Genomic DNA, 26,470 nt, shown 5'->3' with positions numbered 1-26,470 from the left:
TGAAGCACACTCGGAACAAATGGCATTCCAGGAAACGGAGCATTTCAAGGCGAAATCCAAAGAGCGCTACAAGATTGAAGCAAAGAACAGCGAGCTCAAACATAGGCACGGGTATGATGTCGCCACATCCTCGGGTCTGCTAGGCATGGAAATGCAAGGTGCAATGGCCATATTCGCTGTAAATCTTAAACGGATATTGAAACTGGTAGAATGAAAAAACGAGTCGGGCAAACCCATTTTGAGCCATTAAAAAAGACATCTGCTCCCTAAAAAATGGAGGCAGATGTCTTTTTTGTAACTTCTATGAGACTCCCGATGAAAAAGCGTTAGTTCTTCAGTGGCCTCCCTCGGGCCTTACCGGTTTTTTGTTGTGCCCGGGAATTCCTTCCCGGCGGGCTTTCATGGTATAATGTGTCGCTGCGGACGCGCCCCGCGTACCCCTCAAGCCGGATCGACCCTAGGGAGAAGTCTATCATGAGGGGCTTGAGGCCCGGCTCAGGGGAACTTGGCGAAATGGGCTGCTCAGCCGGAGGGTATATTCGTGTTCTCGTTGGAGTAGGCCGTCCGCGTATCGAGCGACAGGGATAAGGTGCCGGCGTCTTCATTGCCCGCCACACGAGGGGCGTTCTTGCCGTACAACCACCATTTGCGCAGGGTGCCGGCTTCCTTGTCTTCTTCGAAGTAGAACAAGTTGAGCTCGTCGGACAACCGGACGATTTCCCGGATGACGGAGGGGGCAACGCCATGGGCCTCCACGGACCATTGTCCATCCCGCTCCTCCAGGGTGAAGCCGAACGCATTGCCGAGGTTCCGGGAGTCGAGCAGGAACCGTCCGGTGACATGCTTGATGAGCAGGGTGCGGCGGATCTCAGGAACATTCATAGCTTCTCCTCCTTCGCTTAGTAGGGCAGGTCAATGAGCATCCAGAGCGCACCTTGCTCGGAACGGATGTGCAGGGAGGGCGTCTGCGTGATCCGTGCCGCATCGCGGCGGGCCAGCGTATGCTCGCCGTTCAGCGTAATCCCGCCTTCCATGACGAAGGCATAGATCCGGCGCCCCTCCTCCTGCTCGAAGCTCAGCTCCCGGCCCGCTTCGAGCTCGGACAGGTAGATCGTCATATCCTGGTGGATATGGGCGATGCCCTCACCGGAGCGGCAGGATACGACGGGCAGCAGGGCGTTCTTCAGCGCCGCCGTATCGTACCGGCTCGTCTCGTAGGAAGGCTCCACGCCTTGGCGGTCAGGGGAGAACCACAGCTGAAGCAGGGTGACCGGCTCATCCCCCGGATTCATCTCCGAATGGATGATGCCTGTGCCTGCCGACATGCGCTGGACTTCGCCGAAGGCCGTCACCGCGGCGTGGCCTGTGCTGTCTTCGTGCTTCAGCCGGCCCTCCAGCACCACGGAGACGATCTCCATCTCGCGGTGCGGATGCGCGCCGAAGCCGCGGTTCCCTTGGATCGTGTCGTCGTTGAAGACGCGCAGAGGCCCGAAGGCCGTATTGTCCGGGTCGTAATAATCCCCGAAGGAGAAGCTGAAGTTGCTCTGCAGCCAGCCGTGGTCGGCCGAATAACGCGAAGAAGCGGGATAGATCGAGATCATAGGGAAGCTCCTCTCATGATTCACGGTGTAGATCGTTTTATTTTACGCTAAAAGTAGGTTACTAACATTATTATAGCTTATTAGACCTGAAATACAACCACTGTCTCCAGCCGCATCGCGGATCGAAGAAGACAGGGGGAATGGCAGACGGGCTCAGCCCCGGGGAAACTCATTTCAGGAGAGAACGAAGGGAGGAAGCAGACATGAATCAAGGACCGGGCAAGAATCAAGAACCGGATGAAAAGCGGAAGTGGGAAGAAGCCCTTGAGCGATTATTCGCGGAGGCGGGGCGCCGGGACGAGGAACTGCTCCGTGCTCTCGAAGCCTCGGAGGAGGCCGAAGCATCGCGCAGGCGCATCCGCGAATTGGAAGAAGAGAATCTTCGGCTGAAGGAACTGCTCGTCAAGGCGCGGAGCGCGGCGGCCGGACGCGCGGCGGAATCGATGTCGACCCGCCTGCGGGATGCGCTTCGGGAGTAGTCAAGTACCGTTTACATAAAAGGTTTTCATTGCCAATCTTCTTCTCCTGTGCGATGGTTAGAAAGAGAACTTAGACATAGAGTGAAGGAGTGAAATGGATGAAGACCATCGGACTGATCGGCGGGATGAGCTGGGAATCCTCGCTGGAATATTACCGGATCATCAATACCCTGGTGAAAGAGAACCTCGGTGGACTGCACTCCGCGAGGTGCATTCTACACAGCGTCGATTTTGCCGACATCGAGCAGTGCCAGCGCGAAGACCGCTGGGCCGATGCCGGGCGGATGCTGAGCGAAGCGGCCCAAGGGCTCGAGAGGGCAGGGGCGGAGTGCCTGCTCCTCTGCACGAATACAATGCACCGGGTGGCCCCGGAGATCCGCAGCGCTGTAGGGATTCCGTTCTTCCATATTGCCCAAACGGCAGCGCAGGCCATCCTGCTGCAGGGGACGCGCAAGGTGGGCTTGCTCGGAACCCGGTATACGATGGAAGGGGACTTCTACCGTGGAGAGCTGGAGTCGGAGGGCATCGATGTCCTGATTCCGGAAGAGGAGGACCGGCAGATCCTGAACTCGATCATCTTCGATGAATTGTGCAGGGGCGTGATTCTGCCGGAATCCCGCGAGAAGTTCCTTGCCGTCATCCGGCGGCTGCAGGCTAGGGGGGCGGAGGGCATCGTTCTGGGCTGTACGGAGATCGGACTCCTGCTCCGTCAGGATGACAGCCCGCTGCCTTTGTTCGATACGGCCTACCTGCATGCGAAGCAGGCCGTAGCTTGGGCGCTGCAATCGTAACTCCCCTCGCTTTCGTGGCGGAAGGGGGTCTAATGTTTTTTTAGTAACGCTCCACCCTTACTGCGGGTGGGGCGTTTGTTTGTTTTGGAGGCCATACCGTTCGACGGCCGGAGAGACGGAATAACTTCTCTCCGTGTAATAATTTCCACTGAAGAGGCGAATAGTGAAAGGTAGACGAAACGAGATTGTGCGGGGCGGTACCGGTAGAAGCGGATCCAGTGCCGGAACGCTTGCGGGGGGTGGGGGCGTGCGATTATCATGGCTTCGTAGATTAGGCGGCAGGAACCTGCCGAAGAGCGGCCGCAGCGGCCCGGACGGCGGGGTACAGCCGCAGCCCGTGCCGCTCGCTGCCTCCGCAAAAGAGAATGTGGGGAGAATCCGGGGGCTCCTCGGCGGCCCCGGAGACTTGATTGTCCGGGAGTTCGTCTTCGGCAGAACAGCCGGCCGTACCGGTGTGCTGGTACATATCGACGGGCTGTCGGACCGGACCCTGGTTAACGAGCAGCTGCTGCTGCCGCTGCTTGATACCGGTGATCTGCAGGCCGATCCAACCGAAGGAGAACTGCTCGCGCTGCTCGAGGAACGGGTGCTTGGCACTTCCGACTACTCGCTGTCGGGGGAGCTGGGGGAGACCATGCTCGCCGTCCTTTCGGGAGATACGGCACTGTTCCTGGACGGAATGGACCAAGCACTGTTGATCGGCAGCCGCGGATGGAAGAGCCGGCCGGTGGAGGATCCCCAGAACGAGTCCATTATCCGGGGGCCCCGGGAAGGGTTCACGGAAGACCTGCGGACGAATACCACACTCATCCGGCGCCGGATCCGCAGCGCGAATCTGCGCTTCGAGGATTACCAGCTGGGGAGGCGGGCGCACCGGGATTTGGTTCTTGTGTTTATGGATGGAATTGCGAACAGCAAGGTGGTAGACGAGGTGCGGCGGCGGCTCCTGACGCTCGATATCGACGATGTGGAAGGATCCGGCTTTGTCGAGCAGTGGGTGTCGGACAGCTTTCTCTCTCCGTTCCCGCTCATGCTCAACACGGAGCGTCCGGACAAAATCTCCGGCGCCCTCCTGCAGGGCAAAGTAGCCATACTCGTGGACGGGGACCCCTTCGCCCTGCTTCTACCGATCACCTTCTCCTCCTGCATCCAGTCGCCGGAGGACTATTATCAGCACTGGCTGATATCAACCATGACCCGGATCCTCCGGCTGATGGCGGCGTTCATTGCAACGTTCCTGCCCGGACTTTATATTGCTCTTGTGGAGTATCATCACGGGATGCTCCCCTCCAAGCTCGCGTTCTCGATTGCGGGAGCCAGGGAAGGGGTGCCGTTTCCTGGCGTTGTGGAGGCGTTCATCATGGAAATTACCTTAGAGCTGTTGAGGGAAGCAGGACTGCGTCTCCCGAAGCCGATCGGCCAAACCATCGGGATCGTAGGGGGGCTCGTCATCGGGGAGGCCGCCGTCTCCGCCGGGATTGTCAGTCCGATTATGGTCATCGTCGTGGCGGTAACCGCGATCGCTTCGTTTGCCCTGCCTTCCTACTCTTTCGCGATTACCCTGCGGATTATCCGGTTCGGGGTGATGATATCCGCTTCGATCTTCGGCTTGTACGGCCTGATCATGTGCTACGTCATGATCAATATCCATCTTGTCAATCTGAGAAGTTTCGGCGTGCCTTATTCGGCACCGTTCGCCCCACAGCTCATGCGGGACTGGAAGGACCTGGTCCTTCGGGCCCCCCTTGTATTCCTGACCAAGCGTCCGCGGCTGGTCCGTGCGGAAGATGAGGTCCGGCAGCCACCCGGGAAAGGGAAGCCATGAAGGAGCCGTTCAAGCTTGGAGACGAGTCGATCAGCCTCTCGGACATGGCCATTACCATCGCTTCGATGATGATCGGAGTTGGCATCCTGACGCTGCCCAAGACTCTGGCCAGGGCCACCTTGGCTTCCGACGGCTGGATGTCCATTGTGATCGCGGGGGGGCTGGCTGTCGGGTGCGCCTGGGTGCTGGGCCGGCTCGCCGGCCGTTACCACGGCCAGGGATTGTATGCTTACGCTTCCTCCCTCATCTCGAAGCCGGTTGCAATGGTGTGGGTGTTATGCATGTCCGTGTACTTCATGCTCTTCTGCGCCTATGAGATCCGTGCCATTGCGAACATCTCGAAGCAGTACCTGTTCGAGCGTACGCCGGTGGAGATGATTGCCCTGACTTTTTTGCTTGTCACCGTCTATGCGGTGGCGGGGAGCCGGATCGGGCTTATCCGGCTCAATACCTTGTTTTTACCGATCGTCATGTGCATATCGGCCTTCGTCCTGATGTTTTCCATCCCGTTGTTTCATATCAGCGATGTGAAGCCGTTTTTTGTAACCGACTGGAGGAAGGTGATGGGCGGCGCCAAAGAAACGGTCTTTTCCCTGCTCGGGTTCGAGGTCGTTCTGTTCTATACCGCTCTCATGAACCGGCCCAAAGATGCGCCCAAGGCAGCCGTGCTCGGGGTAACCCTGCCCGTTCTCCTGTACCTTGTGGTCTACCTCATCGCCTTAGGCGTCTTCTCCCACCCGGCGCTGAAGGAAGTGACTTATCCGGCCATTGAGCTGGCGAAGGAAATGCAGGTGCCCGGCGAGTTCTTCGAGCGGTTCGAGTCCATCTTCTTTACGATCTGGATCATGACGATCTTCAACACGGCGACCATGGCGATGGATCTGGCGATCTTCACCCTTGGGAATGTATTCGGCAGCCTGAAGCGAAAGCAGGGGGTGTTACTGATGAGTCCCGTGATTTATCTCATCTGCATGTTCCCCGAGAATGGCATCGAATTCACCATGATGGGGGCAGTCATTAACTATGCCGGGCTCTTTATCGTAATTCTGCTTCCCTGTCTTCTCTACGGAGTGGTCTTGATTCGGGGGTGGCGTCTTCATGGCAAGAGAAGGTAGGGCGGTTCGGCTCCTGCTCCCGGTGCTCCTTGCCCTGCTGCTGGCTGGCTGCTGGGACCGGATCGAGATCGATCAACGGGGGTTCGTGGTAGGCGTCGGGATTGACCGCAACAAAGGGAAGGGGGTCTCCCGGGAAACCTCCGGCGGCATGGACAAATATATGGGCACGTATCAAATGGTTGTGCCGTCGGGCCTCAAAGCTGGGGATTCGAAAGGGCCGGCCGGAGGGAAGGCGTATTTCAATATCAGTGCTACGGAGAACTCGATGCACTCGCTGACCGGCAAGCTGTCCACGAAGACGAGCCGCGCCCCCTATTTCGAGCACTTGAAGCTCATCATCATCTCCTCGGAGGTGGCCCGTACACGGGAGTTCGCGGATATTCTCGATTTCTTCCTCCGGGATAACGAGATGCGGCGCAACGTGAAGATCATGGTGTCGGAAGGCCGGGCCGAACAAGTGCTGAACGTCCTGCCGCTCAGCGAGAACATGCCGGTGAATTACATCGAATCCACGGCCAAGAACAAACGGAAGAGCAACTACATGCTCCCCGAATCGCGTATCGGCGACGTACATGAGCACATGTTGACCGAGCAGAGCTTCACGGTGCAGAAAGTAGTTCCTTATGAAGAAGGGGTCTCGCTGACCGGTTCTGCGTTGTTCGACGGGCGGAACAAGCGGATGGTCGCTTTCTTGAGCGGGGAGGAAACCCAGGCTCTCAATTTCTTGAGGGGCGAAGTAACGGGAGGCATTGTCGAGACGGAGATCTCCGGCCGGACGGTCGATCTGGAAGTGGAGCGGGCCAAGCGGAAGATCGAAGTGAATTGGCCTCCCGGGGGAACGCCCGTCTTCTCGGTCTATATCCAGGTGGAGGGGACGCTCGGCAAGTCCTTCGCCAAGCTGGACCTGACGAATTCCCCGACGATCAGCGATATCGAGGCCAAACTGAATGCGAGGATAGAGGAGGGCTGCAGGAAGCTCCTTAAGGTCCTTCAGAAGAAATACGGCAAAGATGCCGCCGGTCTCGGGGCACATCTCCGGGAGGAGCATTACAAGCAGTGGACCGCGATCGAGGACAACTGGGAATATGGCGAGGAACTGTTCCGCAGCGCACAGGTGCATATCCAGAGCGACGTGAAAATCCGCAGAATCGGCAGCATCAATGCCAATGAGGAGGAACGCGGACAATGATCGATAAGCTGGTGGGGCGGATGCCGTCGGTCTTCGTCCTCTTCTGCGCTTGCCTGGCCCTGGTGATTCCCTATGCGGCCTACAAGCTGAGCGGCTATATTCACAAACTGGGCGATCCCCCGTGGGTGGGCCAAGCCTCCGGCCAGGATGACGAAGGGGGAGGCTCTTCATAAAAGAGGTCGTACCGAGCCGCCATACAGGTCTTGCATGCCGAATAGCCTTCGAACTCCCGCAGGGGAATCGAAGGCTATTCGGCATGCCTTTCGCTTGCAGGCTTAGGGCCGGGGGACGATTGGCGGTGATGGATTGCAGCTCTATTGCGGCAGACATTGCAGCGGATATTGCGGCATCTCCGGTCAGCTGCCTAGGGCGGTGCCTGCGTCCTGCGGCGGCTGCGCGACCGGCAGCAGCAGGGTAATCCTGCAGCCGGAGCTTCCATCCGCGGCGACCTGCAGGGTGCCGCCGAGATGCCCCACCCGCTCGGACATTGCCCGCAGGCCGAACCCCATCTCTTCGGCTTCGTAGCGGCGGCCGTTGTTCGAGAGCTCGAAGCGCAGCTCGCCGCCGCGGAAGCTCAGCCGGAATTCGAATCGGGTGCTCCCCCCGTGGCGGATCCCGTTCGTCAGCCCCTCCTGCAGGGCGCGGTAGAGCGTCCGGCGCTGCTGCGCATCGAGCTCCGGAAGGAGATCTACCTCGGCCTCGATCTCGATCCCTGCCGCCTGCCGGGTCTCCTGCATCAGGAGCAGGAGCGCCTCCCGCAAATCCCCGTCGGTTCCCCGGTCGCGCAGCATGCGTACGGACCTGCGTACTTCGTCGAGGCTCTTGCGGACCAGCGCCTGGGAGAGGTCGAGCTTCTCCATGCCGCCGTCCCGGTTCTGGGCGAGGAGCCGCTTGGCTGCTTCGATCTGGATATTGATCACGGTCAGCGTATGGCCGACGATGTCGTGGATCTCCTGGGCGATCCGATTGCGTTCCTCGAGCACAGAGATCTCGGTCATGGCGTCGATGGTCTCTTGAACCGAGGAGGACAGCTTCCGGTTCGCCGACTCGAGTGCGGCGGTCCGCTCCGCCACGAGCTCCTCCAAGGACAGATTGAGCTGCGAGAGCTGGAGCTGGATGCGCACCCGGGCCAGCAGCTCGCTGCGCAGAATGGGCTTCGTCAGATAATCGTTGGCCCCCGCATCGAACCCTTCGGCGAGATCCTGCGGACCCGACTTTGCCGTGAGCAGGAGCACCGGCAGCTCGCTCGGATTATAGCGCTCCCGGAGCTGCCGGCATACCTCCGTCCCACTCAGTCCGGGCATCATCACGTCCAGCAGTACGAGATCGGGCTTCTGGCGCAGCGCGGTCTCCAGCGCCTCGGTGCCGCTCCTTGCCTGCACAATGCGGTAGGGCTGGCTGGCCAGATGCTGGTGCAGCACGAGCAGGTTGACCGGCTCATCGTCCGCGATGAGCAGGAGCGGCAGCTCTCGGCCGTCTCCGTCCCGGTTAGCCGCCGCAGGGAGCTCTTCCGCCGGGCCCTCGCTGTAAGGCAGCACGGCGGAGGACACGCGGGGAGCGGCGTCCCCATTATGCAGCGGCGCCTCCTGCTGCTCGGACAGCGGCAGCGTGAAGAGGACCGTCGTGCCTTGGCCGGGCTGCGACTGAAGGCTGATGGTTCCGCCATGCAGCTCGACAAGCTGCCGGGTGATGGACAGGCCGAGCCCGGTTCCGCCCCGGCTGTGCCCCGGGGAAGCCTGCTCGAACGGCTTGAAGAGCGCCTCCAGCTTGCCGGATGGAATGCCTGCGCCGGTATCGGATACCCGGATGCTCAGCTCGCGCCCTGTCTGTTCGGCGCTGAGCCGGACTTCGCCCGCATCTGTGAACTTCAGCGCGTTGCCGATGAGATTGTAGAGAATCTGCTCGAAGCGGTTCGCATCGGCGAGAACAGGGGGGCTCTCCAGGGGAATCGCATTGACGAGCGCGACTCCCTTGCGGGCGGCCAGCGGGCCGAAGACCGTCAGCACGAGATCGGCGATCCCGTGGGGCTGCAGCGGCTCCGACTGCAGCACCATGTCGCTGTGCTTCAGCCTGGAGAAGTCGAGGATGTCGTCGACGAGCCGGGCGAGCCGGCTGGCGCTGGCGATGACGAGACCGACATTCTTGCGGGCGGCCCCCTGCACTCCTCCTTGGTCCGAGAGCAGCGCCTCCGACAAGCCGATGATGCCGTGAAGCGGCGTCCGGAGTTCGTGGGACGTATTCGCGAGAAAATCGTCTTTGAGCCGGTCCAGTTCCTGCAGCTTGCGGTTCTTCGCCTCGAGCTCTAGGGCATACAGCTTCACCCGCTGGTGCACTTCGTCGAAGCGCTGTACAAGCACCATCACGAGGCAGAGCATGAACAGGAAGATGCCGAAGCTGAGCTGGTCTTCTCGCAGGAAGTAGAGCAGGACCGGCGCCGTCCGGAAGGCGGCCAGGTCCCACTGCTCCAGCAGGAAGAACAGGGAATGGCTCACGCCGAAGAAAATTAGCAGCAAGTATCCGATCATCGTCCACTGGGCTTCGTTCGAACGCTGCCTGCGCAGCTGGAAGAACATGAGCGAGCTGTCTGCGAGGAAGATGCCCATGAAAGCGGCGGAGGCAAAATAATTCACGAGATCAAAGTACAGCCTGTCGCTGTAAAGCGCCGCGGCCAAGGTAACCCCCGAGAAGACGAGAGAAAAGCCGGCAAGCTTCCCACGCATACCGCCGAACCCGTCCCCGAACAAGGCCCGCAGGAAGGCCAGGATCGCGAAGGTGCCTAGATAGAACGGGACGTCGTGCAGATAGGTGATCAGGGGCACCTGCCAGAACTCATTGAACAGGAAGGTTCGGGCGAAGCAGCCGTGCAGCGAGCTTAGCGCGAACAGCCCGAAATACAGGTACATCGGCTGGGAGCGCTGCCGCAGGTACAGCAGCAGGGACAAGAGGGCGGCCAGGGCAAAGCAGAAGCTGAAGAGGATCTTGAAGCCGTCCTTGGTCAAGGCATGGGTCGTATATTCCTGCCGGCTGGCAAGCGTGAACTGCCCGAGATTCAGGCTGTCCCCGGGTTTGTGGAGCTTGACATATAGCGTTCCTCCCGCGTAATCGTCCGGCAGCCGGATGAAGTTCCACCGGTAGGAGGGATAGACGCGGAGGTCCTCGCCCTCGGTATTGAACTCGTAGAGGCGGTCTCCCTTAAAGTAAGCCTCGATCCGGCTCTGGCCTTGGGCGATCACATACGGATCGCGGATGGAGAGGGGGGGCAGCGTGACCTTGGCCCAGTAATAGCCGCGGTAGGATGCCGTATCTGCAGAGAGGGCGGCCTCTTCCGGTACCTGCCATCCCTTCGCGTCCGCAGGGTCCGGGGGCAGCGTAGGATCCGCCAGCAGCACGGCCCAAGCCTCGCTGGACCGCAGGTCGTGTAGCGGATGCGAGTGGCGTCCGTACAAGAGCGTCAGCAGGAAGAAGACGGATATGACCGCCGATACAATCAGTATTTTGCGAACAAAGAGCGAGCGGGTTGGCATCTTATATGTACAATTCCTTCCTCCGTGCGAGTGGCGTTCCAAGCGGGGTCTGAAAGCGCGGAAGCGTCCAAGGAGTATTTTACCACAGGCGGAAGGGCCGTTGGAGGGGATGTCAGGTGAAATTTCGTGAAGAATGGGCCGATAAACATACAGTATGCAGACAACCTTGCAAAAGAAGGGAGAGAATCGCTTGATGAAAAAGCAGTCTTGGAGAAATTCCCTGGGCATCCGAATAGCGGTGATGGTGATGGGCATGATTATTTTATTGAATCTGCTCAACACCGTCTTGTTATACCATAATACCAAAACAGTTACGGAGCGGACGATCGCGGGCCGCAGTATCGATACGGCCGAGCGCATTGCGTCTGTGATCGATCCTGAGATGTACCGGAAGTTCCTGGAGGACCCGCAGGAGAATGAAATCTATTGGGAGATCAGGGACAGCCTCAGCGATTACAGAGTTAAGAACGGCGTACTGTATGTATATACGATGCAGGCGGATGCTGACGGAGGGAACCAGCAGCTCTATATTGACGGTGCGCCGAGAGATGACGAGAACTATTCGCCGATCGGCGAAGTGACTTCCACGACGACGCCCGCCGAGTATATAGTGAAGGTCCTGGGGGGCGGCACGTACTCGTCACCGATCGTCGAAGATGAGAAATACGGCAGCTACTTGTCGGCCTTCGCCCCGATCAAGGATGCTTCCGGCAAGGTGCTCGGGATCCTGGGTGTCGACACGTCGGCGGAACTAGTGAAAGAAGTCTCGGCTAACGTAATGCGCGAGTCCATGCCGGTCTATGCAGGGAGCATGATTGCCTTCATGCTGATCGTCATTGCGCTCGTCATGGTGTATATTATCCGCACGCTGGCACCGCTGCTGGTATTGAAGCGGACGGCGGAGAGAATGGCGGAAGGCGATCTCGGCGAAGCGAGCCGGATCGTAGGCACCCTGGTAGTCAAGCGCGACGATGAGATCGGCTCGCTGACCCGGGCGGTCGGCCGCATGGTTGCCCATCTGAAGGAAATGATCTCCGCGATGAACGAGCATGCGCAGCATGTGGCCCGGATGTCCGGCGAGCTGTCGGCTGCCGCCGAGCTTACGTCCGGTGCCGCTACGCAGGTGGCTTCCGACGTACGCCAGGTTGCGGCAGGAGCGGATACGCAGCAGATTAGCGCGGCGGAGAGCGCCCGCGCTATGGAAGAGATGACCCGCGGGATCGTGCGGATTGCCGAATCGTCATCCTGCGTCTCGGAGCAGTCCTCGCTTGCCGTCTCTGAAGCGAAGCAGGGCACTCAGGCGATCGACAGCGTCATGGGGCAGATGAGTTCGATCCAGGACTCCGCCCACCGCAGCGCCGAGATGATCCGGAAGCTGAGCGAGAGGTCCCTTGAGATCGAGTCGATCCTCGGAGGCATTACGACCATTGCGAACCAGACGAATCTGCTTGCGCTGAACGCTTCCATCGAAGCCTCCAGAGCCGGCGAGCACGGCCGCGGATTCTCCGTCGTGGCCCAGGAAGTGCGCAAGCTCGCCGAACAGTCGAAGGACTCGGCCGACCAGGTGGTCGCCGTCATTAAGGAGATCCAGCAGGATACCGGACGGGCGGTGAATTCCATGAGCAGCCAGGTGAGCGAAGTGGATGCGGGTCTGCAGATGGCGCAGGAGGCGACCCAGGCCTTCCACCGGATCTACCAAGTGAGCGAGCAGGTGGCCCAGCAGATTCTCGAGGTGTCGTCCGCGTCCGAGCAGATTTCGGCGGGAGCCGAAGAAGTGACGGCGACCGTCGGCGATATGGCCCAGATTGCGAGGGTCTCCGCAGCCAATGCGAAGAGCGTGGCCGAAGCGGCCGGCGGTCAGCTGGATTCGGCGGCGCAGGTGACGCAAGCATCCGAAGCCCTCAACCGCACGGCAGTCGAACTGCAGGAACTCGTGTCCCGGTTTACCTTGTAAGCAGCATGAAGAACGGTGCCCCTCGGTGCCGTTCTTTTTTTTGCGAACTCCATATTGAAATGATCGGCGAAGAAGAGTACAATAAGGCTGAAAGCAGTTGTACGTACAACATGGGGCGAGGCGGGTCGATTCAATGGTATATGTCTGGTCAACCCATATTATGTTCGTACATATGAATGCGCTTAAGACCTATATTCAAGTACATCCCGTTCGAGGAGGACTCATTCATGATTAACGTTAAACCTTATGTATTCTGGTTTGTTACCGGCAGCCAGCATTTGTACGGACCTGAGACGCTCAAGGAAGTTGACGCTCATTCCGAGATCATCGCAGCAGGTCTGGACCGCAGCTCGGGCATCCCTTACCAAGTGGTGTTCAAGCCGGTCGTCACCACGCCGGAAGATATCCGCCGGATCTGTATCGAAGCGAACTCCGACGCGGACTGCGCAGGGATCATCACGTGGATGCATACGTTCTCCCCGGCTAAGATGTGGATTGCCGGTCTCTCCGAGCTCCGCAAGCCGCTGCTTCACCTGCATACGCAGTTCAACCGCGATATCCCTTGGGATACGATCGATATGGACTTCATGAACCTGAACCAGGCGGCGCACGGCGACCGGGAGTACGGCTTCATCGGGGCGCGCATGGGCATCTCCCGCAAAATCGTGGTCGGCTATTGGGAAGACGCGGAAGTGCTCCGCCGCATTGGCAGCTGGATGCGCACTTCTGTGGCGTTCGCCGAGAGCCGCACGCTCAAGGTAGCCCGTTTTGGCGACAATATGCGCCAAGTAGCCGTAACCGAAGGAGACAAGGTCGAAGCCCAGATCAAGTTCGGCTGGTCTGTGAACGGCTACGGGATCGGCGATCTCGTGCAGCGTGTGAACGACGTGTCGGATGCGCAGGTGCGCGCTCTGTTCGACGAGTACACGGAACTGTACGACTTGTCGGCGGAAGCACGCGCGGCTGGAGCCATCCGCAGCTCTATCGAAGAGCAGGCGCGCATCGAGCTCGGCATGAAGGCGTTCCTGGAAGAAGGCGGCTTCGGTGCTTTCACGACGACCTTCGAGGACCTGCATGGCATGAAGCAGCTTCCGGGCCTTGCGGTACAGCGTCTCATGGAAGCCGGTTACGGCTTTGGCGGCGAAGGCGACTGGAAGACTTCGGCGCTCGTGCGTCTTATGAAGATCATGGCAGGCAATGAAGGCACATCCTTCATGGAAGATTACACCTATCACCTCGAAGCGGGCAACGAGCTCGTCCTCGGGTCGCACATGCTGGAGATCTGCCCTACGATTGCGGCGACCAAGCCGAAGCTGGAAGTGCATCCGCTCGGCATCGGCGGCAAGGCCGATCCGGCGCGCATGGTATTCGACGGACGTTCGGGCTCTGCGATCAACGCGTCCATCATCGACATGGGCAACCGGTTCCGTCTCATCGTGAACGAAGTGGAAGCCGTGCAGCCGGAGCAAGCGATGCCGAAGCTGCCGGTGGCGCGCGTGCTCTGGAAGTGCCAGCCGTCGCTGCGTGACGGCGTAGAAGCGTGGATCCAGGCAGGCGGCGCCCACCATACCGGTTTCTCCTATGTGGTGAACACCGAGAACATGCTTGATTTTGCCGAAATGACAGGCATCGAATGCGTAGTGATCGACAAGAATACGACGCCGGTATCCCTGCGCAACGAACTTCGCTGGAGCGATATCGCCTGGAAGCTTCGTTAATCCCGGCATGATCGTCAGCCCTTAACGGGCGCACCCGTCAAAAGCCGTTCTCCCTCCGGGCAGAGAGCGGCTTTTGACGGTTGAGGCCGGTACAATCCCGGCCAGGAAGCGCCCGTCTGGAGCGGGGACACCAGAATCCCCCCTCCAACCGGGCTCACACGGAAGGTTGTCCGTACAGGGGGAACTTGGTATCATACAAGGGTGAAGACCGCTCTTTGCCCCACTTATTCCAAATTCATGATCATAGCAGGAGGTTAACGAATGATGACGATTCAACCTAAAGCCTATGAGGGCAATTATCAGGGAGAGCCAGCCGTATGGCTGCAGGCAGGTCCTTACGAAGCCGCCGTGCTGCCTGGCGTCGGCGCCAATCTGATCGCTTTTCGCGACAAAGAAAAGGAATATCGGATTCTCCGCGAGCCGGCGGCCGCCGAGATGGAGGAGTTCAAAGCGAATCCCGGGGTGCACGGCATTCCGGTGCTGTTCCCGCCCAACCGTTACGTGGACGGCAAGTTCCCTTGGAACGGCCGCACCTACGAATTCCCGGTGAACGAACCGGCTACGGGCAACCACCTGCACGGCTTCCTGCATACGATCCCTTGGACGGTGGAGAAATTCGGCGCTGATGAGACGGAGAGCTGGGTCGTCCTGTCCCAGAAGGTATCCGAAGGCCATGCCGTACACAAGTACCTGCCCCACGACTTTACGATCCGTCTGCGGTATACGCTGGGGGAATCGGGCCTGCTGCAGCAGGTGTCCGTACATAACGACGGGAACGATCTGCTGCCCTGCCTGCTCGCGTTCCACACGGCGATCAATGCGCCGTTCGCTCCGGGCAGCACGCCGGACGACGTTACCTTCCTCGCCACGATCGGCGAGCGCTGGGAGCTTGACGGGCGGATGCTGCCGACCGGCCGCTTCCAGGAGCTGACGCCGGAGGAAGAGCAGATGAAGAAGGGCGGGCTCTCGCCGTACTTCGCCGAGATGGACAACCACTATACGGCGGTGCCGCAGAACGGCCGCAACCGGATGGAGCTGAGGGACAGCAAGGAAGGCGTGACCTTGGTCTACGATGTGGGGACCTCCTTCAAGCAGTGGATGATCTGGAACAACGGGGCTTCCCGCCAGTTCTTCTGCCCGGAGCCGCAGATCAACCTGGTGAACGCCCCAAGCGTGGATCTGCCCGCCGAAGAGATCGGCCTGTTCGCCCTGGAACCGGGAGCGGTATGGGAAGAGACGTCGCGGCTGTACTTGATCCGCAAGTAAAGAGTGAACGGAATGCACCCGTACGGTTACGGGTGCATTCTTTATATTTAAATGTATATCTCGCCAGAGCGCGATCCCGTAATCTTGTATTTCTTATAAACGCGCATCGCCCTTTAAAGATGGCAAAGCCGGTTATCTCGAGGCTATGTGAATTTCTCAATGTTGAGTTTCAGCCCCAAATATAACCGCCCCGTGATACTATAACTGCTGTTTAATGGCTTTAATCGTTGCAAAATGCATGCCTTCATGATACAAACAAAAACTGAGGCATTCCTTCACTTCCGATAATTCAAGTCCAGCCGAAGTAACGAATGGTTTCTCGAGCTCTTCTTCTAGACGGTGCCCCAAGGTTTGCTCAATCCGTTCGATTTGCTTAGAGAGCAAGAGCAATATTTCTTCCAAGCTAGGTACTTGCGTTCCCCAGTTTTCCGGCTTAGTGCCAGGAGCGAACACTTCTGCAAAGTGCTTGGGCAACTCCATTTTTTCATTCGTTAGTGCAAAAGAAAACTTTTCATGAACAAGAAGAATGTGCCCAAGGTTCCACAGAATATTGTTGTTGAATCTTCGCGGTAGAGTGCGCGTTTCTTCCTCGCTCATCTCATTAACTTGTTTTATCGTTTGGTCTCGAACAAATCTTAATTGTTTAAACAAATAGTTGTTCATTGTAAATCCTCTCCTTTGGAAAAATGATTTCTATACAGCCCAAGTATGTCCATATTTTAACATAGGCCACCGGAGTTTACTGCCTAAAATGCACTCCGATGTCCTGTGCGATGGTTTGATACCCAGCGTATCCCTCAAATTAACATTTTACTTTTACAGCTGTGTCTAACCATTCTCCGACGGTGTACTCCTGTCCAGTCTCCTTATTGATCATTGTGTAGCTGTAACGTCTGCCTTCGCGAACATCGAAGGAGATAGACTCTAGAGGTGTTGAACGCAGCCGGCGGGTAATAAGGGAGGAAGGAGGCGGGAGAGATGATTCGTTCGTTCGATTATACACTGGACTATAAAAGTCTCGACTTGCGGAGGCACCCGCAGCTGTACCGGGTCGGGCGCGGGGAGCAGGGCGTGCTGCTCGTGGAACCTTACAAGAGCGAGATCCTTCCCCATTGGCGCTTCAAGACCCCGGATATCGCCAAGGATTCCTCGGAGAAGATTTACGGGATGTTCCTGGAATACAAGGCGGCGGGGGATTTTGTCGGGATGGATATGGCCCGGAAGTTCCTGCAGATGGGGTATACAAGGGCCAGACGCTATGCCAATCACCCGGGAGGAAGGAAATATGCGGAGGAAGACGGGACCGTGCTGCCGTATGAACTCGACCCGGTGAAGGCCGAATCGGCGGCGATCTTCAAGAAGAAGTGGACGCTTGCGAAGGAAGACGAGGATTACCTGCGGATGAAGAAGGAGCACAAAGCGCGTTATGAATCGGACTAGAGGGAGGCCAACACGGTAGGATACAAGGAAGAAGCGGTGGAGCTGGAGAAGCGTAAGGCTGCCGTATCAATGACCATATAGCCATCAGACACCGGTGCAGGTGTCTTTTTATTTTGTGTGCAGAATCAACACGTATAGGTGTATATATTGTGCATTAAATAAAATAAAGTGTGTAATATATATAGCCAAATAGCGAATATATGTGATATAGTAGGCGTAGAAAAGACAAACAACAGACTACATTCAAGAGGCTCCCATCCATGAGTTGGAGTGGAGGGCGGAGCCCCAAATTAAAGGAGGCGAATGGGTATGGAAAGCAATGGAAGACAAGAGTATGGTGCGGTGAGCGGCGTTCTGGAGCTGGGCACGATCGTGTGCAGGCATTGCGAAGGCGTGGTGGATACGCTGCCAACCCGCAGGGTGCAGGTATTCTATGGGGAATGCGACTCCTGCCTAACGGCTGGCGTGAAGCTTGCTGCGGTATACTCGGAAGGGGCCGCCTGCAGGTAAAGGGAGAGGACCATCCTTCCTCTGAGATATTATAGAGCCCTGATCCGAAAAGGATCAGGGCTAAGTTCCGTTGACATGAACGAAACGGATTTTGGGTGTGGTCGTTTCTTCCTCCATACCGATACCGTCATCTTCCATCGTGAGTTTAATATCCAGATTGACTATACGCCCATAGATCATGATGGTTCCCAGCTGTATTTCCTTCTCTATGCGTATCACAGCACTCATCATACTCTCATTCTTTCACGATATGGGGAGGGAGTGGCTCCCTGTGTAGATTTGATTGAGCTCGTTTAAGTATCTACCTGCGCTTTCAAGTAGGTATTCTCGGGTATTTAGGAGCAAATGGATCCTCCATAGAGGGAGGATAACGTGGCGTCGTGTTGAATTTATATGGCATAACCAAAGCGTTATTCTTAAGCTGTGGGAGAACGCTGAAACGGGGAACGTTAATGAATATTTGCTTTTATGACAATATAGAGCTTGCAGTAAACGAACAAAGTGTCGTTTTAATTGATAGAGTGTATTGCTTAAATTTCAATGAGTTTATTGAAGACACATGGGAGCAGCTTAAGCAAGTTTATTTGGTATTGCCCCAATATCTCGCAGAGAGCCATCCATGTTCTATGTGGTTTGGCGAGGAAGGGGTGTCAACATATCACCTATACGCTTCGGTTGAACCCTCAGGATTACAAATTGTTGGAGAACTATCAATGGAACAATGGGAGCTATGGGAAAGTGCATTTCATGCTCAACTTTCCAGGTACTCATTCCCATCATTTGAATGTTGAATTGCTAAGCGAGCTGGAGATGATAATTGAATAACAGAAAAAGGCAGCCCAAGACGGTATTGGTTTTGGGCTGCCTTTTTGTTGATGCTTCCTCCAAGAATACATTGAAATCATGTAAACAATAAGAGGAGCCTCATATTTCAAGGGGGTTCACAGGGTCGTTTAGATAACTGACACTGCGCTGGTACTACCCCATTTTGTGCGGGAGTCTTAAGATGTATAAAGAAAAAGGGTTGCAAAACTAATTATTCCGGGTATAATACTAGGTATAAGGGTGAAGCGAGCCGAAAGGGGATACGGATATGTCAGGTGCAGCGTGGAGAGAATGGGAGCAAGCTTGGATCAATGACCATCTGGATCTCCTGAATTTGGCGAAAGAGCTTCACGATACGGCATGGGAGCAGGAGCTGCTTCTGACCCTTAAGGAATACAAGCGCCATGTGAACATGGAAATTCACTACCGGATGAAGCAGGAGCTCTGGCGGCGGTTCGACGAGATCAACCGGCGTATGCTAGAGCTGTACGGGAGGCTGCATACTATTCAAGACCCTTCTCTGAACCGGGAACTGAAAGCCCAGGTGTGGGATCTGAAGCTCGAGCGGATCGAAGTGATGCGGCGTATTCACTCGCGCTAGGGCAGGGAGCTAGGGGGGCAATAAAAAAAAGGCCTGCGGTTGTCCGCTCGGCCTGGGGTGTTTGTATGGTGGTAACGCTGAACTGCATACAGTGGACTGTTCTGCAGTTCATATCGGTCCTCGAGGGTAGGAGCTCAAGGAACGTTTTCAAACGGATGGAGTAGGTATTATTTCGATACTTGCTCCATTTTGCGCATGGAGTCCATCATGGTGGTCATCATTTCGTCGCACTGCTGCATCTTCATCATCATGCTGTTCATGTCCATACAGTCGGTCATGTTCATCTCGCTCATGGTGTTCATCATGGTCTTCATACAGTTCATCTTGGCCATCATGTCTTCCATACACATCGTCATCATCATGTTCATACACATGGATTCCATTTTCATTTCCATAGTCATTTCCTCCTCGGATTTTTCTTCCTGTTTGGATAAAAGAATCGGCATACAGAGGACTGTTCTGCGACTACGTTATTAAAAGTACTACATATTCTGCCAAAAGACAAGCTATTTTACGGGATTTTGTATGAAAACGTTGGTTTTAGTTTGGTGAAAGTTAAGTCTATTTATCGGATCGGAATAAAGAAAGCGTGAGGGAATGGGGACCGGCGGGTCCTTTATTCCTCACGCTTTCTTGGCGCTTCCTGCAGGTTGGATGCGGGTTCGCCCTCTCGGACGCTTCCCGTGCGGGACGCCATCCGCTTGGGGATTGCTCAGCTGGCCGCGCCCTGCAGCGATTGGAGCACCTTATCGATGATCCCGTAGTCCAGTGCGGCGTCCGTGTTCATGAAGTAATCGCGGTCGGTGTCGCGTTCGACCTTCTCGTAAGACTGGCCGGACCGCTCGGAGATGATCCGGTTGAGGAGCTCGCGGGTCTGCACAATACGCCTCGCCTGAATGTGGATATCCGATGCCTGGCCCTGTGACCCGCCGTGCGGCTGATGGATCATAATCTCCGCATTCGGCAGGGCGAAGCGCTTGCCCGGAGCGCCGCCCACGAGCAGCACGGCGCCCATGGAGGCGGCCATGCCGACGCAGATCGTCGAGACATCCGGCTTGATGAACTGCATCGTATCGTAGATCCCCATGCCGGCGGTGGTCGAGCCGCCCGGCGAGTTGATATACAGATGAATATCCTTATCGGGATCTTCGGCGGTAAGCAGGAGCAGCTGGGCGATAATGGAGTTCGCCACGTTGTCGTCGATCGCACTGCCTAGGAAGATAATCCGGTCCTTGAGCAGGCGCGAGTAGATATCATAAGAACGTTCCCCGCGTCCGGTCTGTTCCACTACCATAGGAATAAAGTTCATCTTTAGCCCTCCTTCAATAGTAACGAAATGCAACGAAACGCTAAGACAAGGCGGGTTCCAAGGCTAAGCGGCCAGACGTGCCTGCGTATCCCCTGAACCGCTGCGGACCGGACGGATGACGGCAGGAGCCGGAGTGCCGAAGCCGGAGGACACCATGATGAGCCACTGGGCCGCATCCTGCTTCTCCCGGCCGGGGAGGGCCCAGCGGGTAACCCCCGCTTCGGTAGAGGGGGCCTCCTTGGCCTTGCGCTCCCGGTAGGCGTCCAAGTCGCTGACGCGGCTCTCTTCTGGAGCTGCCTGGGACTCAGAGGGCCTTCGGCTCAACTCCCATACGACGGCAGACTGAGCAGCCATCCCGTCGGGCGGCATCTGCTCCTCGGATGGTGTAACCTGATTCTCAAGGTTGTGTTCCATGGGCTTTCTTCCTCCTTTGCTTGGGTGAAGGCAGGCTCGGGGACTTCGAAGGCTCTTCTCCCGCCGGTGCCCGGCCCGGTGCTTCGGGATAGACGGCCACCACGACTTGGTAGGCGCCGGACTCCCCGGATCCCCCGTACTTGCCCGTCAATTCTTGGACGAGCCGGGCATACTCTTCCACGAAAGCCTGCCGCCGCTCGGGCGTTGCGAGCTCCACCTGAAACTGGAGCGTGGCACTCGGGATTTCCTCTCCTTCATCGGATTGTTCCATGAGCAGGAGGGCGTCCTGCTTGATCCGGTCGGCCGTCCCGATCAGGTGGGCGAGAGAGCCTTGGTCTTTCAGTTTACGCACCGTCTCAGGTTTCATACCCAGACGCTCCGAGAGCACGAACGTCCGGGCAATGCTCTGGTACAGGACCTCCACCAGGTTGCGTACCTGCCGGGAACCGATACGGCGCACCAGACCTGCCTTCTCGAGCGCCTTCAGATGGTAATTGATCCGCTGCGGCGCTTCGCCGATCGCCCGGGCAACCTCGGCGGCAGAGCCCGGTTCCGCCAGACGTGCGGCGATCTCGGCGCGGAGCGGATTGAGCAGCACCATGGCTTGCTCGGGTGATTCGATCAGGACGCTGTCCGGGATCGGTTCATAAGAGGTCATCAACATCATCTCCACAATAGATACGGTTTACGTAAAACAATATTATTACGTCAGGAAAGTATTGTCAAGGGCTTATGACCAGATATCCGGATCGTTGAAGGAGGCGACGGGAACCTCCTCGGAACCCGGATGTTCAGGACACGCAGCGCCCGCAAGGTATTGACGCCGATGAAAATTGTTGGCGGCCAGGATGGCTGTTGGGCCTGTCGGTGCTGCCCGGTGCTGCCAGCTTGGCGCGTATATCGCTTCTTCCGTTGGGACTCCGACTCATCCCGCCGGGACGAACTATACGCCGTCCACGCCGGTGGAGGTTAGCATCTTCATGTACCGTGCTTCCTTATCCGTAATCTCGCCGGTATTCCCCGAATCAGCCGAAATCCAAGCAGCTGGGCCGTATTCCATGAATCATAGTGGGAGAACGGAAGTGGATTTTCAAGCCCCCGGACCGTTGACGGAAACAGGGGGTCATGTTATTGTTTTGTTACCGATAACATATTTAATAACAAAGTGATGGTGGTTTCGAAAGGAGGGTACAGCGGCCATGAAATACCGCAAGCTGGGAAACACCGGACTGGATGTATCGGTTATCAGCTTCGGCGCCTCGTCTCTCGGATCCGTATTCCATCCGACAGATGATGAGGAGGGCATTCGGACCGTCCATGCCGCGCTAGATAACGGTATCAATTATATCGATGTATCTCCGTATTACGGCATGCTGAAGGCGGAGACCGTGCTGGGACGGGCGCTGCAGGAGATCCGGAGAGATCGGTTCATTCTGAGCACCAAGGCCGGAAGATATGGGGCGGATGACTTCGACTTCTCTTATCAGCGGATCTTTCGAAGCGTCGAGGAGAGCATGCAGCGGCTGCATACGGATTATATCGATATTTTGTTCCTGCATGATATTGAGTTCGGTGACAGAAGGCAGGTGCTCGAGGAAGGCATCCCAGCACTCGCGGAGCTGAAGCGGCAGGGAAAAATCCGCTATACCGGCATATCGGGGCTTCCCCTGTCCCTATTCCGGGATGTGCTGCAGGAGCGTCCGGTGGATGCCATCCTGTCCTACTGCCACTATTCCCTGAATGACGATTCCCTGCTGGAGCTGCTGCCGCTGGTTGGAGAGCTGGGCACAGGACTGGTCAACGCCTCCCCGCTGTCCATGGGGCTGTTGTCTGGCAGCACGCTGCCTGATTGGCATCCGGCTTCACCTCGGATCCGTCAGGCCTGCAGGGAAGCCTTCGAATACTGCGAAGCGAGGGGGCTGTCCCTGCCGCAGCTCGCGATCCAGTTCGCGGTACAGCATGAGGGAATTCCGACGACACTGGTAAGCACATCGAAACCAGGCAAGATCCGGATGAATATTGCCTATGCCGAGCAGGAGCCCGATCTGGCTGCCATTGAGCAGGTGCGGCGCATCCTGGAGCCGGTGCAGCGGCTGTCGTGGCCGAGCGGGCGGCCGGAATACAATGAGGGGGTTCGCGTGGAATGAAGAGCATCGTATGCGAGGAGCCGAGGCGTTTTGTCATGAAGGAAGAGGAAATTCCTGTACCGGGTCCAGGGGAAGCGCTGCTGCGTATCCGGAGAGTCGGTATCTGCGGCACGGATCTGCATGCCTATACGGGCAATCAGCCGTTCTTCGCCTACCCGCGTGTGCTGGGCCACGAGCTCGCAGCGGAGATCGTCGAGATCGGGGACAACGAGGAAGGGCTGTCTGCCGGTGACGGGGTCTGCGTCATCCCGTATATCCACTGCGGCACCTGCATTGCCTGCCGCAACGGCAAGACGAACTGCTGCACCTCGATGAGCGTGCTCGGCGTCCATCAGGACGGCGGCATGCGGGAGTATATGACCGTGCCGGCCAGGCATGTGGTTGCGACCCGCGGACTCACGCCGGATCAGGCGGCGGTCGTGGAATGCTTCAGCATCGGAGCTCATGCAGTCAAGGTTGCCGGAGTACGACCGGGAGACTGGGTGCTCGTTATCGGCGCCGGCCCGATCGGACTCGGCGTCATGAAGTTCGCCAAGCTGGCGGGCGCACGGGTCATCGCCATGGACCTTAATGAGGAGCGGCTCGGCTTCTGCAGGATATGGGCCCCGGCTGATGAAATCGTCAATGCGAAGAAGGATCCGCTGACGGAAGTAGCGCGGATTACCGGGGGAGACTTCCCAGCAGCGGTGCTCGACGCCACCGGTAACGCGAAGTCGATGGAGCAGGCGCTGCATTATGTGTCCCATGGCGGGCGCCTCGTGTATGTCGGGCTCGTCAAGTCTCCGATTACCTTCGACGATCCGGAGTTTCACAAGCGGGAGATGGCGATCATGGGCAGCCGGAACGCCCTCAAGGAAGATTTCATCGAGGTGATCGAGCATATCCGCAGCGGCTGGATCGATACCGGCAGCTTCATTACGCACCGGACGGGATTCACCGAGATGACGGGGCAGTACGACAGCTGGCTGCGTCCGGAGAACGGTGTGATCAAGGCGGTAGTGGAATTCTAGAGGAGCAGCGGATTCGCTGCAAGAACAAAAGGAGAGAACCCCGTGACGAACGCGACGCATCTCAGCAAAAGGCTCAAGCTCTGGTATAACCAGCCCGCCGGCGAATGGAACGAAGCCCTCCCGATCGGTAACGGACGGCTCGGTGCCATGGTGTTCGGCGGCACGGCGAAGGAACGAATCCAGCTCAACGAAGATTCCGTATGGTACGGCGGCCCGCGCGACCGCAACAACCCGGATGCGCTGCCGAATCTGCCGCGGATCCGTGAGCTGATCCTCTCCGGGAGGCTGCGGGAGGCCGAGAAGCTGGCTGCTCTGGCGCTGCCCGGCCTGCCCGAGACGCAGCGGCACTACCTGCCGCTGGGCGATCTGCTGCTGGACTTCTCGGACCAGGGGCAGGCGCAGGAGGCTAGGGCGTACAGCAGGGAGCTGGATCTGGAGAGCGGCGTGACCAGGGTCCGATACCGGCAGGGAGAAGTGGAGTACACCCGCGAGCTGCTGTCGAGCTATCCCGACCAAGCGATCGTCATTCGTCTGACGGCAGACCGTCCGGGGTCGGTCTCGCTCCAGGCCCGGTTTACGAGAAACCGGTGGAGGTATCTGGAGCGGACCGACCAATGGGAGCAGGACGGGCTGATCATGCGCGGAAGCTGCGGCGGTGAGGGGGGCGGGCAGTTCCGTGCCGCGCTCAAGTCCACCCAGGAAGGCGGCCGCTGCCGCACGATCGGCGAGCATCTGGTGATCGAACAGGCGGACAGCGTCACCCTCTACATCACGGGAGCCACGACCTTCCGCCATGCGGATCCGGAGGCTGTCTGCCGGGAGCTGCTGACCGCGGCCGCTGCGAAGTCTTACACCGAGCTTCTCGAGCGGCATATGGCGGATTACCGCGCACTCTTCAGCCGGGTGGAGCTGGAGCTGAAGAGTGCAGACGGCGAGCTGGACAGCCTGCCGACCGATGAGCGGCTGCGCCGGGTACAGCAGGGCGGGGATGATCCGGGGCTGGCTGCACTCTATTTCCATTTCGGCAGATATCTGCTCATCGCATCCTCCCGTCCGGGATCTCTGCCGGCGAACCTGCAGGGCATCTGGAATGAGAGCTTCCTGCCGCCGTGGGACAGCAAATACACGATCAATATCAACGCGCAGATGAATTACTGGCTGGCGGAGAACGCCAATCTGGCGGAGTGCCATCTCCCGCTGTTCGAGTTGATCGAGCGGATGCGGGAGCCCGGCCGGCACACGGCAGAAGTCATGTACGGCTGCCGTGGCTTCACGGCCCACCATAACACGGACATTTGGGCGGATACGGCGCCTCAAGATACGTACCTGCCGGCGTCCTTCTGGCCGATGGGAGCCGCCTGGCTGTGCCTGCATCTATGGGAGCATTACCGGTACGGGCTGGATGCAGCCTTCCTGCAGCAGCGGGCGTACCCGGTCATGAAGGAAGCGGCACAGTTCCTCCTGGATTATATGATCGAGGGCGGAGATGGCCGGCTGATGACCTGCCCTTCCGTATCGCCCGAGAATACGTACATTCTCCCGAGTGGAGAATCAGGTGTGATGTGTGCGGGGGCGTCCATGGATTTTCAGATTATCCACGCGCTGTTCAGCGCCTGCATCCGTTCCTCAGAGATTCTGCAAACGGACGAAGAGTTCCGTCAGGAGCTGATCTCCGCACTGGAGCGGCTGCCGCAGCCGGCTATCGGCCGCCATGGTCAGATCCAGGAATGGATGGAGGATTACGAGGAGCGGGAGCCGGGTCATCGGCATATCTCGCATCTGTTCGCCCTCTATCCCGGGGAGCAGTTTACCGTCGAGGGTACGCCGGAGCTGGCCGAGGCCTCCCGCGTGACACTGGAGCGGAGACTTGCCGACGGCGGCGGTCATACCGGCTGGAGCCGGGCATGGATCATCAACTTCTGGGCCCGGCTCCACGATGGGGAGAAGGTCCGCGAGCATGTGATGGCGCTGCTCAGCCACTCCACGCTGCCGAACCTGTTCGACAATCATCCGCCGTTCCAGATTGACGGCAACTTCGGGGGCGCGGCCGGGATCGCCGAGATGCTGCTGCAGAGTCAGACCGGCGATCTTCATCTGCTGCCTGCCCTGCCGCAGGCGTGGGGCGAAGGATGCGTGCGTGGTCTGCGGGCCCGCGGTGGCTATACCGTTGACCTAAAATGGGCAGACGGACGCGTGACCGAAGCGGTCATCCATGCCGCCGCTGCTCGACTCTGCCGAATCCGGGGACTCGGAGAGCAGCCGGTGGAATTTAGGGCGGAGGCCGGAACGTCGTATACGTTCTGACGATCATTTTGAAGAAGCAGGAGAACTCCTCCGGCCTAATCGGAGTTGGATACCTCGTGAACACGATAAAAAGCCTCAGCTTGGATGTCACAAGCTTGGGGCTTTTTATATATAAGGACTTGCCGTGACCCAATCCATGTGGGATCCCGTGATGGGACTGGCGGGGTTCATGGCTGGCTATGGTGCCTTCCCGAATCTGTGGATCAGGGATGAATGTTTCGAGCAGCAGTACGGCAAGTACCTCGCGATACCTGTTAAGTTGGGGTCTCATCAGGTGCTTTCTTAAGTTTTTGGGGGGTAACGCTATACTTTGAGAATGGCAGGCGAAATTATTACCGTTATCATGAAGGAGAAAGTCGAATTCGGGAAGGAGGGCCGATGGGGAATGTCAGAATGAAAGATAAAATTTAATTAGGAGAAGGGACACTGCCATGAAATCAGAGAGGTG

The 26,470-nt window shown here is 57.9% G+C and carries 26 protein-coding genes; 17 read left to right on the top strand and 9 right to left on the bottom strand.

Going from position 1 to position 26,470, the window contains the following annotated elements:
* A partial coding sequence (locus O9H32_RS14995) for a transposase (protein ID WP_269864292.1) occupies window positions 1-214 on the top strand: 214 nt, incomplete at its 5' end.
* Between the two features lie 308 nt (window positions 215-522).
* Here O9H32_RS14995 and O9H32_RS14990 read toward each other — a convergent pair.
* Together O9H32_RS14990 and O9H32_RS14985 are read right to left on the bottom strand one after the other, a co-directional pair.
* Window positions 523-882 carry a hypothetical protein gene (locus O9H32_RS14990; RefSeq protein ID WP_269866913.1) on the bottom strand — a complete coding sequence of 120 codons (360 nt, stop codon included), beginning with the start codon at window positions 880-882 and terminating at the stop codon, window positions 523-525.
* Between the two features lie 17 nt (window positions 883-899).
* Window positions 900-1,601, bottom strand: coding sequence for a pirin family protein (locus O9H32_RS14985; RefSeq protein WP_269866912.1), 702 nt, complete (start codon window positions 1,599-1,601; stop codon window positions 900-902).
* A 203-nt stretch (window positions 1,602-1,804) separates the two neighbouring features.
* Here O9H32_RS14985 and O9H32_RS14980 point away from each other — a divergent pair, with 203 nt between their 5' ends.
* The 6 genes from O9H32_RS14980 (at window position 1,805) to O9H32_RS14955 (ending at window position 7,173) form a co-directional block, all read left to right on the top strand.
* Window positions 1,805-2,080: a hypothetical protein gene (locus O9H32_RS14980; protein WP_269866911.1), complete on the top strand. Its 276-nt coding sequence runs from the start codon at window positions 1,805-1,807 to the stop codon at window positions 2,078-2,080.
* 98 nt (window positions 2,081-2,178) lie between these two features.
* A complete protein-coding gene (locus O9H32_RS14975; RefSeq protein WP_269866910.1) occupies window positions 2,179-2,871 on the top strand; it encodes an aspartate/glutamate racemase family protein in 693 nt (230 codons plus the stop codon).
* Between the two features lie 247 nt (window positions 2,872-3,118).
* Window positions 3,119-4,696: a spore germination protein gene (locus O9H32_RS14970; protein ID WP_269866909.1), complete on the top strand. Its 1,578-nt coding sequence runs from the start codon at window positions 3,119-3,121 to the stop codon at window positions 4,694-4,696.
* Window positions 4,693-5,811 (top strand): GerAB/ArcD/ProY family transporter, encoded by a 1,119-nt coding sequence (locus tag O9H32_RS14965; protein ID WP_269866908.1) that lies wholly within the window; start codon window positions 4,693-4,695, stop codon window positions 5,809-5,811. Before O9H32_RS14970 ends, O9H32_RS14965 begins: the two co-directional genes overlap by 4 nt.
* Window positions 5,795-7,000 carry a Ger(x)C family spore germination protein gene (locus O9H32_RS14960; protein WP_269866907.1) on the top strand — a complete coding sequence of 402 codons (1,206 nt, stop codon included), beginning with the start codon at window positions 5,795-5,797 and terminating at the stop codon, window positions 6,998-7,000. Before O9H32_RS14965 ends, O9H32_RS14960 begins: the two co-directional genes overlap by 17 nt.
* Window positions 6,997-7,173 carry a hypothetical protein gene (locus tag O9H32_RS14955; protein ID WP_269866906.1) on the top strand — a complete coding sequence of 59 codons (177 nt, stop codon included), beginning with the start codon at window positions 6,997-6,999 and terminating at the stop codon, window positions 7,171-7,173. The genes O9H32_RS14960 and O9H32_RS14955 overlap by 4 nt, the downstream gene beginning before the upstream one ends.
* A gap of 183 nt (window positions 7,174-7,356) precedes the next feature.
* Here the strand turns inward: O9H32_RS14955 and O9H32_RS14950 are convergent, their stop codons facing one another.
* The gene (locus O9H32_RS14950; RefSeq protein ID WP_269866905.1) at window positions 7,357-10,524 is read right to left on the bottom strand and encodes an ATP-binding protein; all 3,168 of its coding nucleotides are present in this window, start codon (window positions 10,522-10,524) and stop codon (window positions 7,357-7,359) included.
* Window positions 10,525-10,717: 193 nt separating this feature from the next.
* On the opposite strand from O9H32_RS14950, the gene O9H32_RS14945 reads away from it, so the two are divergent.
* The 3 genes from O9H32_RS14945 (at window position 10,718) to O9H32_RS14935 (ending at window position 15,462) form a co-directional block, all read left to right on the top strand.
* The gene (locus tag O9H32_RS14945; RefSeq protein WP_269866904.1) at window positions 10,718-12,478 is read left to right on the top strand and encodes a methyl-accepting chemotaxis protein; all 1,761 of its coding nucleotides are present in this window, start codon (window positions 10,718-10,720) and stop codon (window positions 12,476-12,478) included.
* Window positions 12,479-12,705: 227 nt separating this feature from the next.
* Window positions 12,706-14,196, top strand: a complete 1,491-nt coding sequence (gene araA / locus O9H32_RS14940) for an L-arabinose isomerase (RefSeq protein ID WP_269866903.1) — start codon at window positions 12,706-12,708, stop codon at window positions 14,194-14,196.
* 264 nt (window positions 14,197-14,460) lie between these two features.
* Window positions 14,461-15,462: an aldose 1-epimerase gene (locus O9H32_RS14935; RefSeq protein ID WP_269866926.1), complete on the top strand. Its 1,002-nt coding sequence runs from the start codon at window positions 14,461-14,463 to the stop codon at window positions 15,460-15,462.
* Window positions 15,463-15,660: 198 nt separating this feature from the next.
* Here O9H32_RS14935 and O9H32_RS14930 read toward each other — a convergent pair whose 3' ends face one another.
* Complete coding sequence (locus tag O9H32_RS14930) at window positions 15,661-16,125, bottom strand: DinB family protein (protein WP_269866902.1); 465 nt, start codon at window positions 16,123-16,125, stop codon at window positions 15,661-15,663.
* A gap of 315 nt (window positions 16,126-16,440) precedes the next feature.
* Here O9H32_RS14930 and O9H32_RS14925 point away from each other — a divergent pair, with 315 nt between their 5' ends.
* On the top strand, window positions 16,441-16,902 hold the full coding sequence (locus tag O9H32_RS14925) for a DUF4385 domain-containing protein (RefSeq protein WP_269866901.1): 462 nt from the start codon (window positions 16,441-16,443) through the stop codon (window positions 16,900-16,902).
* Between the two features lie 309 nt (window positions 16,903-17,211).
* Window positions 17,212-17,412, top strand: a complete 201-nt coding sequence (locus tag O9H32_RS32895) for a GapA-binding peptide SR1P (protein WP_269866900.1) — start codon at window positions 17,212-17,214, stop codon at window positions 17,410-17,412.
* 60 nt (window positions 17,413-17,472) lie between these two features.
* Here the strand turns inward: O9H32_RS32895 and O9H32_RS14915 are convergent, their stop codons facing one another.
* Window positions 17,473-17,643, bottom strand: coding sequence for a hypothetical protein (locus O9H32_RS14915; protein ID WP_269866899.1), 171 nt, complete (start codon window positions 17,641-17,643; stop codon window positions 17,473-17,475).
* A gap of 149 nt (window positions 17,644-17,792) precedes the next feature.
* Between O9H32_RS14915 and O9H32_RS14910 the strand changes: the two genes are divergently transcribed.
* Both O9H32_RS14910 and O9H32_RS14905 read left to right on the top strand, forming a co-directional pair.
* The gene (locus O9H32_RS14910) at window positions 17,793-18,203 is read left to right on the top strand and encodes a hypothetical protein (protein ID WP_269866898.1); all 411 of its coding nucleotides are present in this window, start codon (window positions 17,793-17,795) and stop codon (window positions 18,201-18,203) included.
* Window positions 18,204-18,505: 302 nt separating this feature from the next.
* Complete coding sequence (locus O9H32_RS14905; protein WP_269866897.1) at window positions 18,506-18,838, top strand: hypothetical protein; 333 nt, start codon at window positions 18,506-18,508, stop codon at window positions 18,836-18,838.
* Between the two features lie 167 nt (window positions 18,839-19,005).
* Here O9H32_RS14905 and O9H32_RS14900 read toward each other — a convergent pair whose 3' ends face one another.
* The 4 genes from O9H32_RS14900 to O9H32_RS14885 all read right to left on the bottom strand — a co-directional run bounded on the left by O9H32_RS14900 (window position 19,006) and on the right by O9H32_RS14885 (window position 21,219).
* The gene (locus O9H32_RS14900; RefSeq protein ID WP_406627323.1) at window positions 19,006-19,221 is read right to left on the bottom strand and encodes a hypothetical protein; all 216 of its coding nucleotides are present in this window, start codon (window positions 19,219-19,221) and stop codon (window positions 19,006-19,008) included.
* A 329-nt stretch (window positions 19,222-19,550) separates the two neighbouring features.
* The gene (gene clpP, locus O9H32_RS14895) at window positions 19,551-20,147 is read right to left on the bottom strand and encodes an ATP-dependent Clp endopeptidase proteolytic subunit ClpP (protein WP_269866895.1); all 597 of its coding nucleotides are present in this window, start codon (window positions 20,145-20,147) and stop codon (window positions 19,551-19,553) included.
* A gap of 63 nt (window positions 20,148-20,210) precedes the next feature.
* A complete protein-coding gene (locus O9H32_RS14890) occupies window positions 20,211-20,561 on the bottom strand; it encodes a hypothetical protein (protein ID WP_269866894.1) in 351 nt (116 codons plus the stop codon).
* On the bottom strand, window positions 20,545-21,219 hold the full coding sequence (locus O9H32_RS14885; protein WP_269866893.1) for an ArsR/SmtB family transcription factor: 675 nt from the start codon (window positions 21,217-21,219) through the stop codon (window positions 20,545-20,547). The genes O9H32_RS14890 and O9H32_RS14885 overlap by 17 nt, the downstream gene beginning before the upstream one ends.
* Before the next feature lie 541 nt (window positions 21,220-21,760).
* Here O9H32_RS14885 and O9H32_RS14880 point away from each other — a divergent pair.
* Genes O9H32_RS14880 through O9H32_RS14870 form a run of 3 tightly spaced genes read left to right on the top strand, consistent with a single transcriptional unit; the run spans window position 21,761 to window position 26,022 of the window.
* Window positions 21,761-22,708 carry an aldo/keto reductase gene (locus O9H32_RS14880; protein WP_269866892.1) on the top strand — a complete coding sequence of 316 codons (948 nt, stop codon included), beginning with the start codon at window positions 21,761-21,763 and terminating at the stop codon, window positions 22,706-22,708.
* On the top strand, window positions 22,705-23,718 hold the full coding sequence (locus O9H32_RS14875; RefSeq protein WP_269866891.1) for a zinc-binding alcohol dehydrogenase family protein: 1,014 nt from the start codon (window positions 22,705-22,707) through the stop codon (window positions 23,716-23,718). The genes O9H32_RS14880 and O9H32_RS14875 overlap by 4 nt, the downstream gene beginning before the upstream one ends.
* 42 nt (window positions 23,719-23,760) lie before the next feature.
* Complete coding sequence (locus O9H32_RS14870; RefSeq protein ID WP_269866890.1) at window positions 23,761-26,022, top strand: glycoside hydrolase family 95 protein; 2,262 nt, start codon at window positions 23,761-23,763, stop codon at window positions 26,020-26,022.
* Window positions 26,023-26,470: the final 448 nt, after the last annotated feature.

The organism is Paenibacillus caseinilyticus (assembly GCF_027533645.1).
GTDB classification, from domain to species: domain Bacteria; phylum Bacillota; class Bacilli; order Paenibacillales; family NBRC-103111; genus Paenibacillus_G; species Paenibacillus_G caseinilyticus.
Note: the sequence above shows the minus strand (reverse complement) of the source record. Positions and strands in the feature narration are given on the sequence as shown.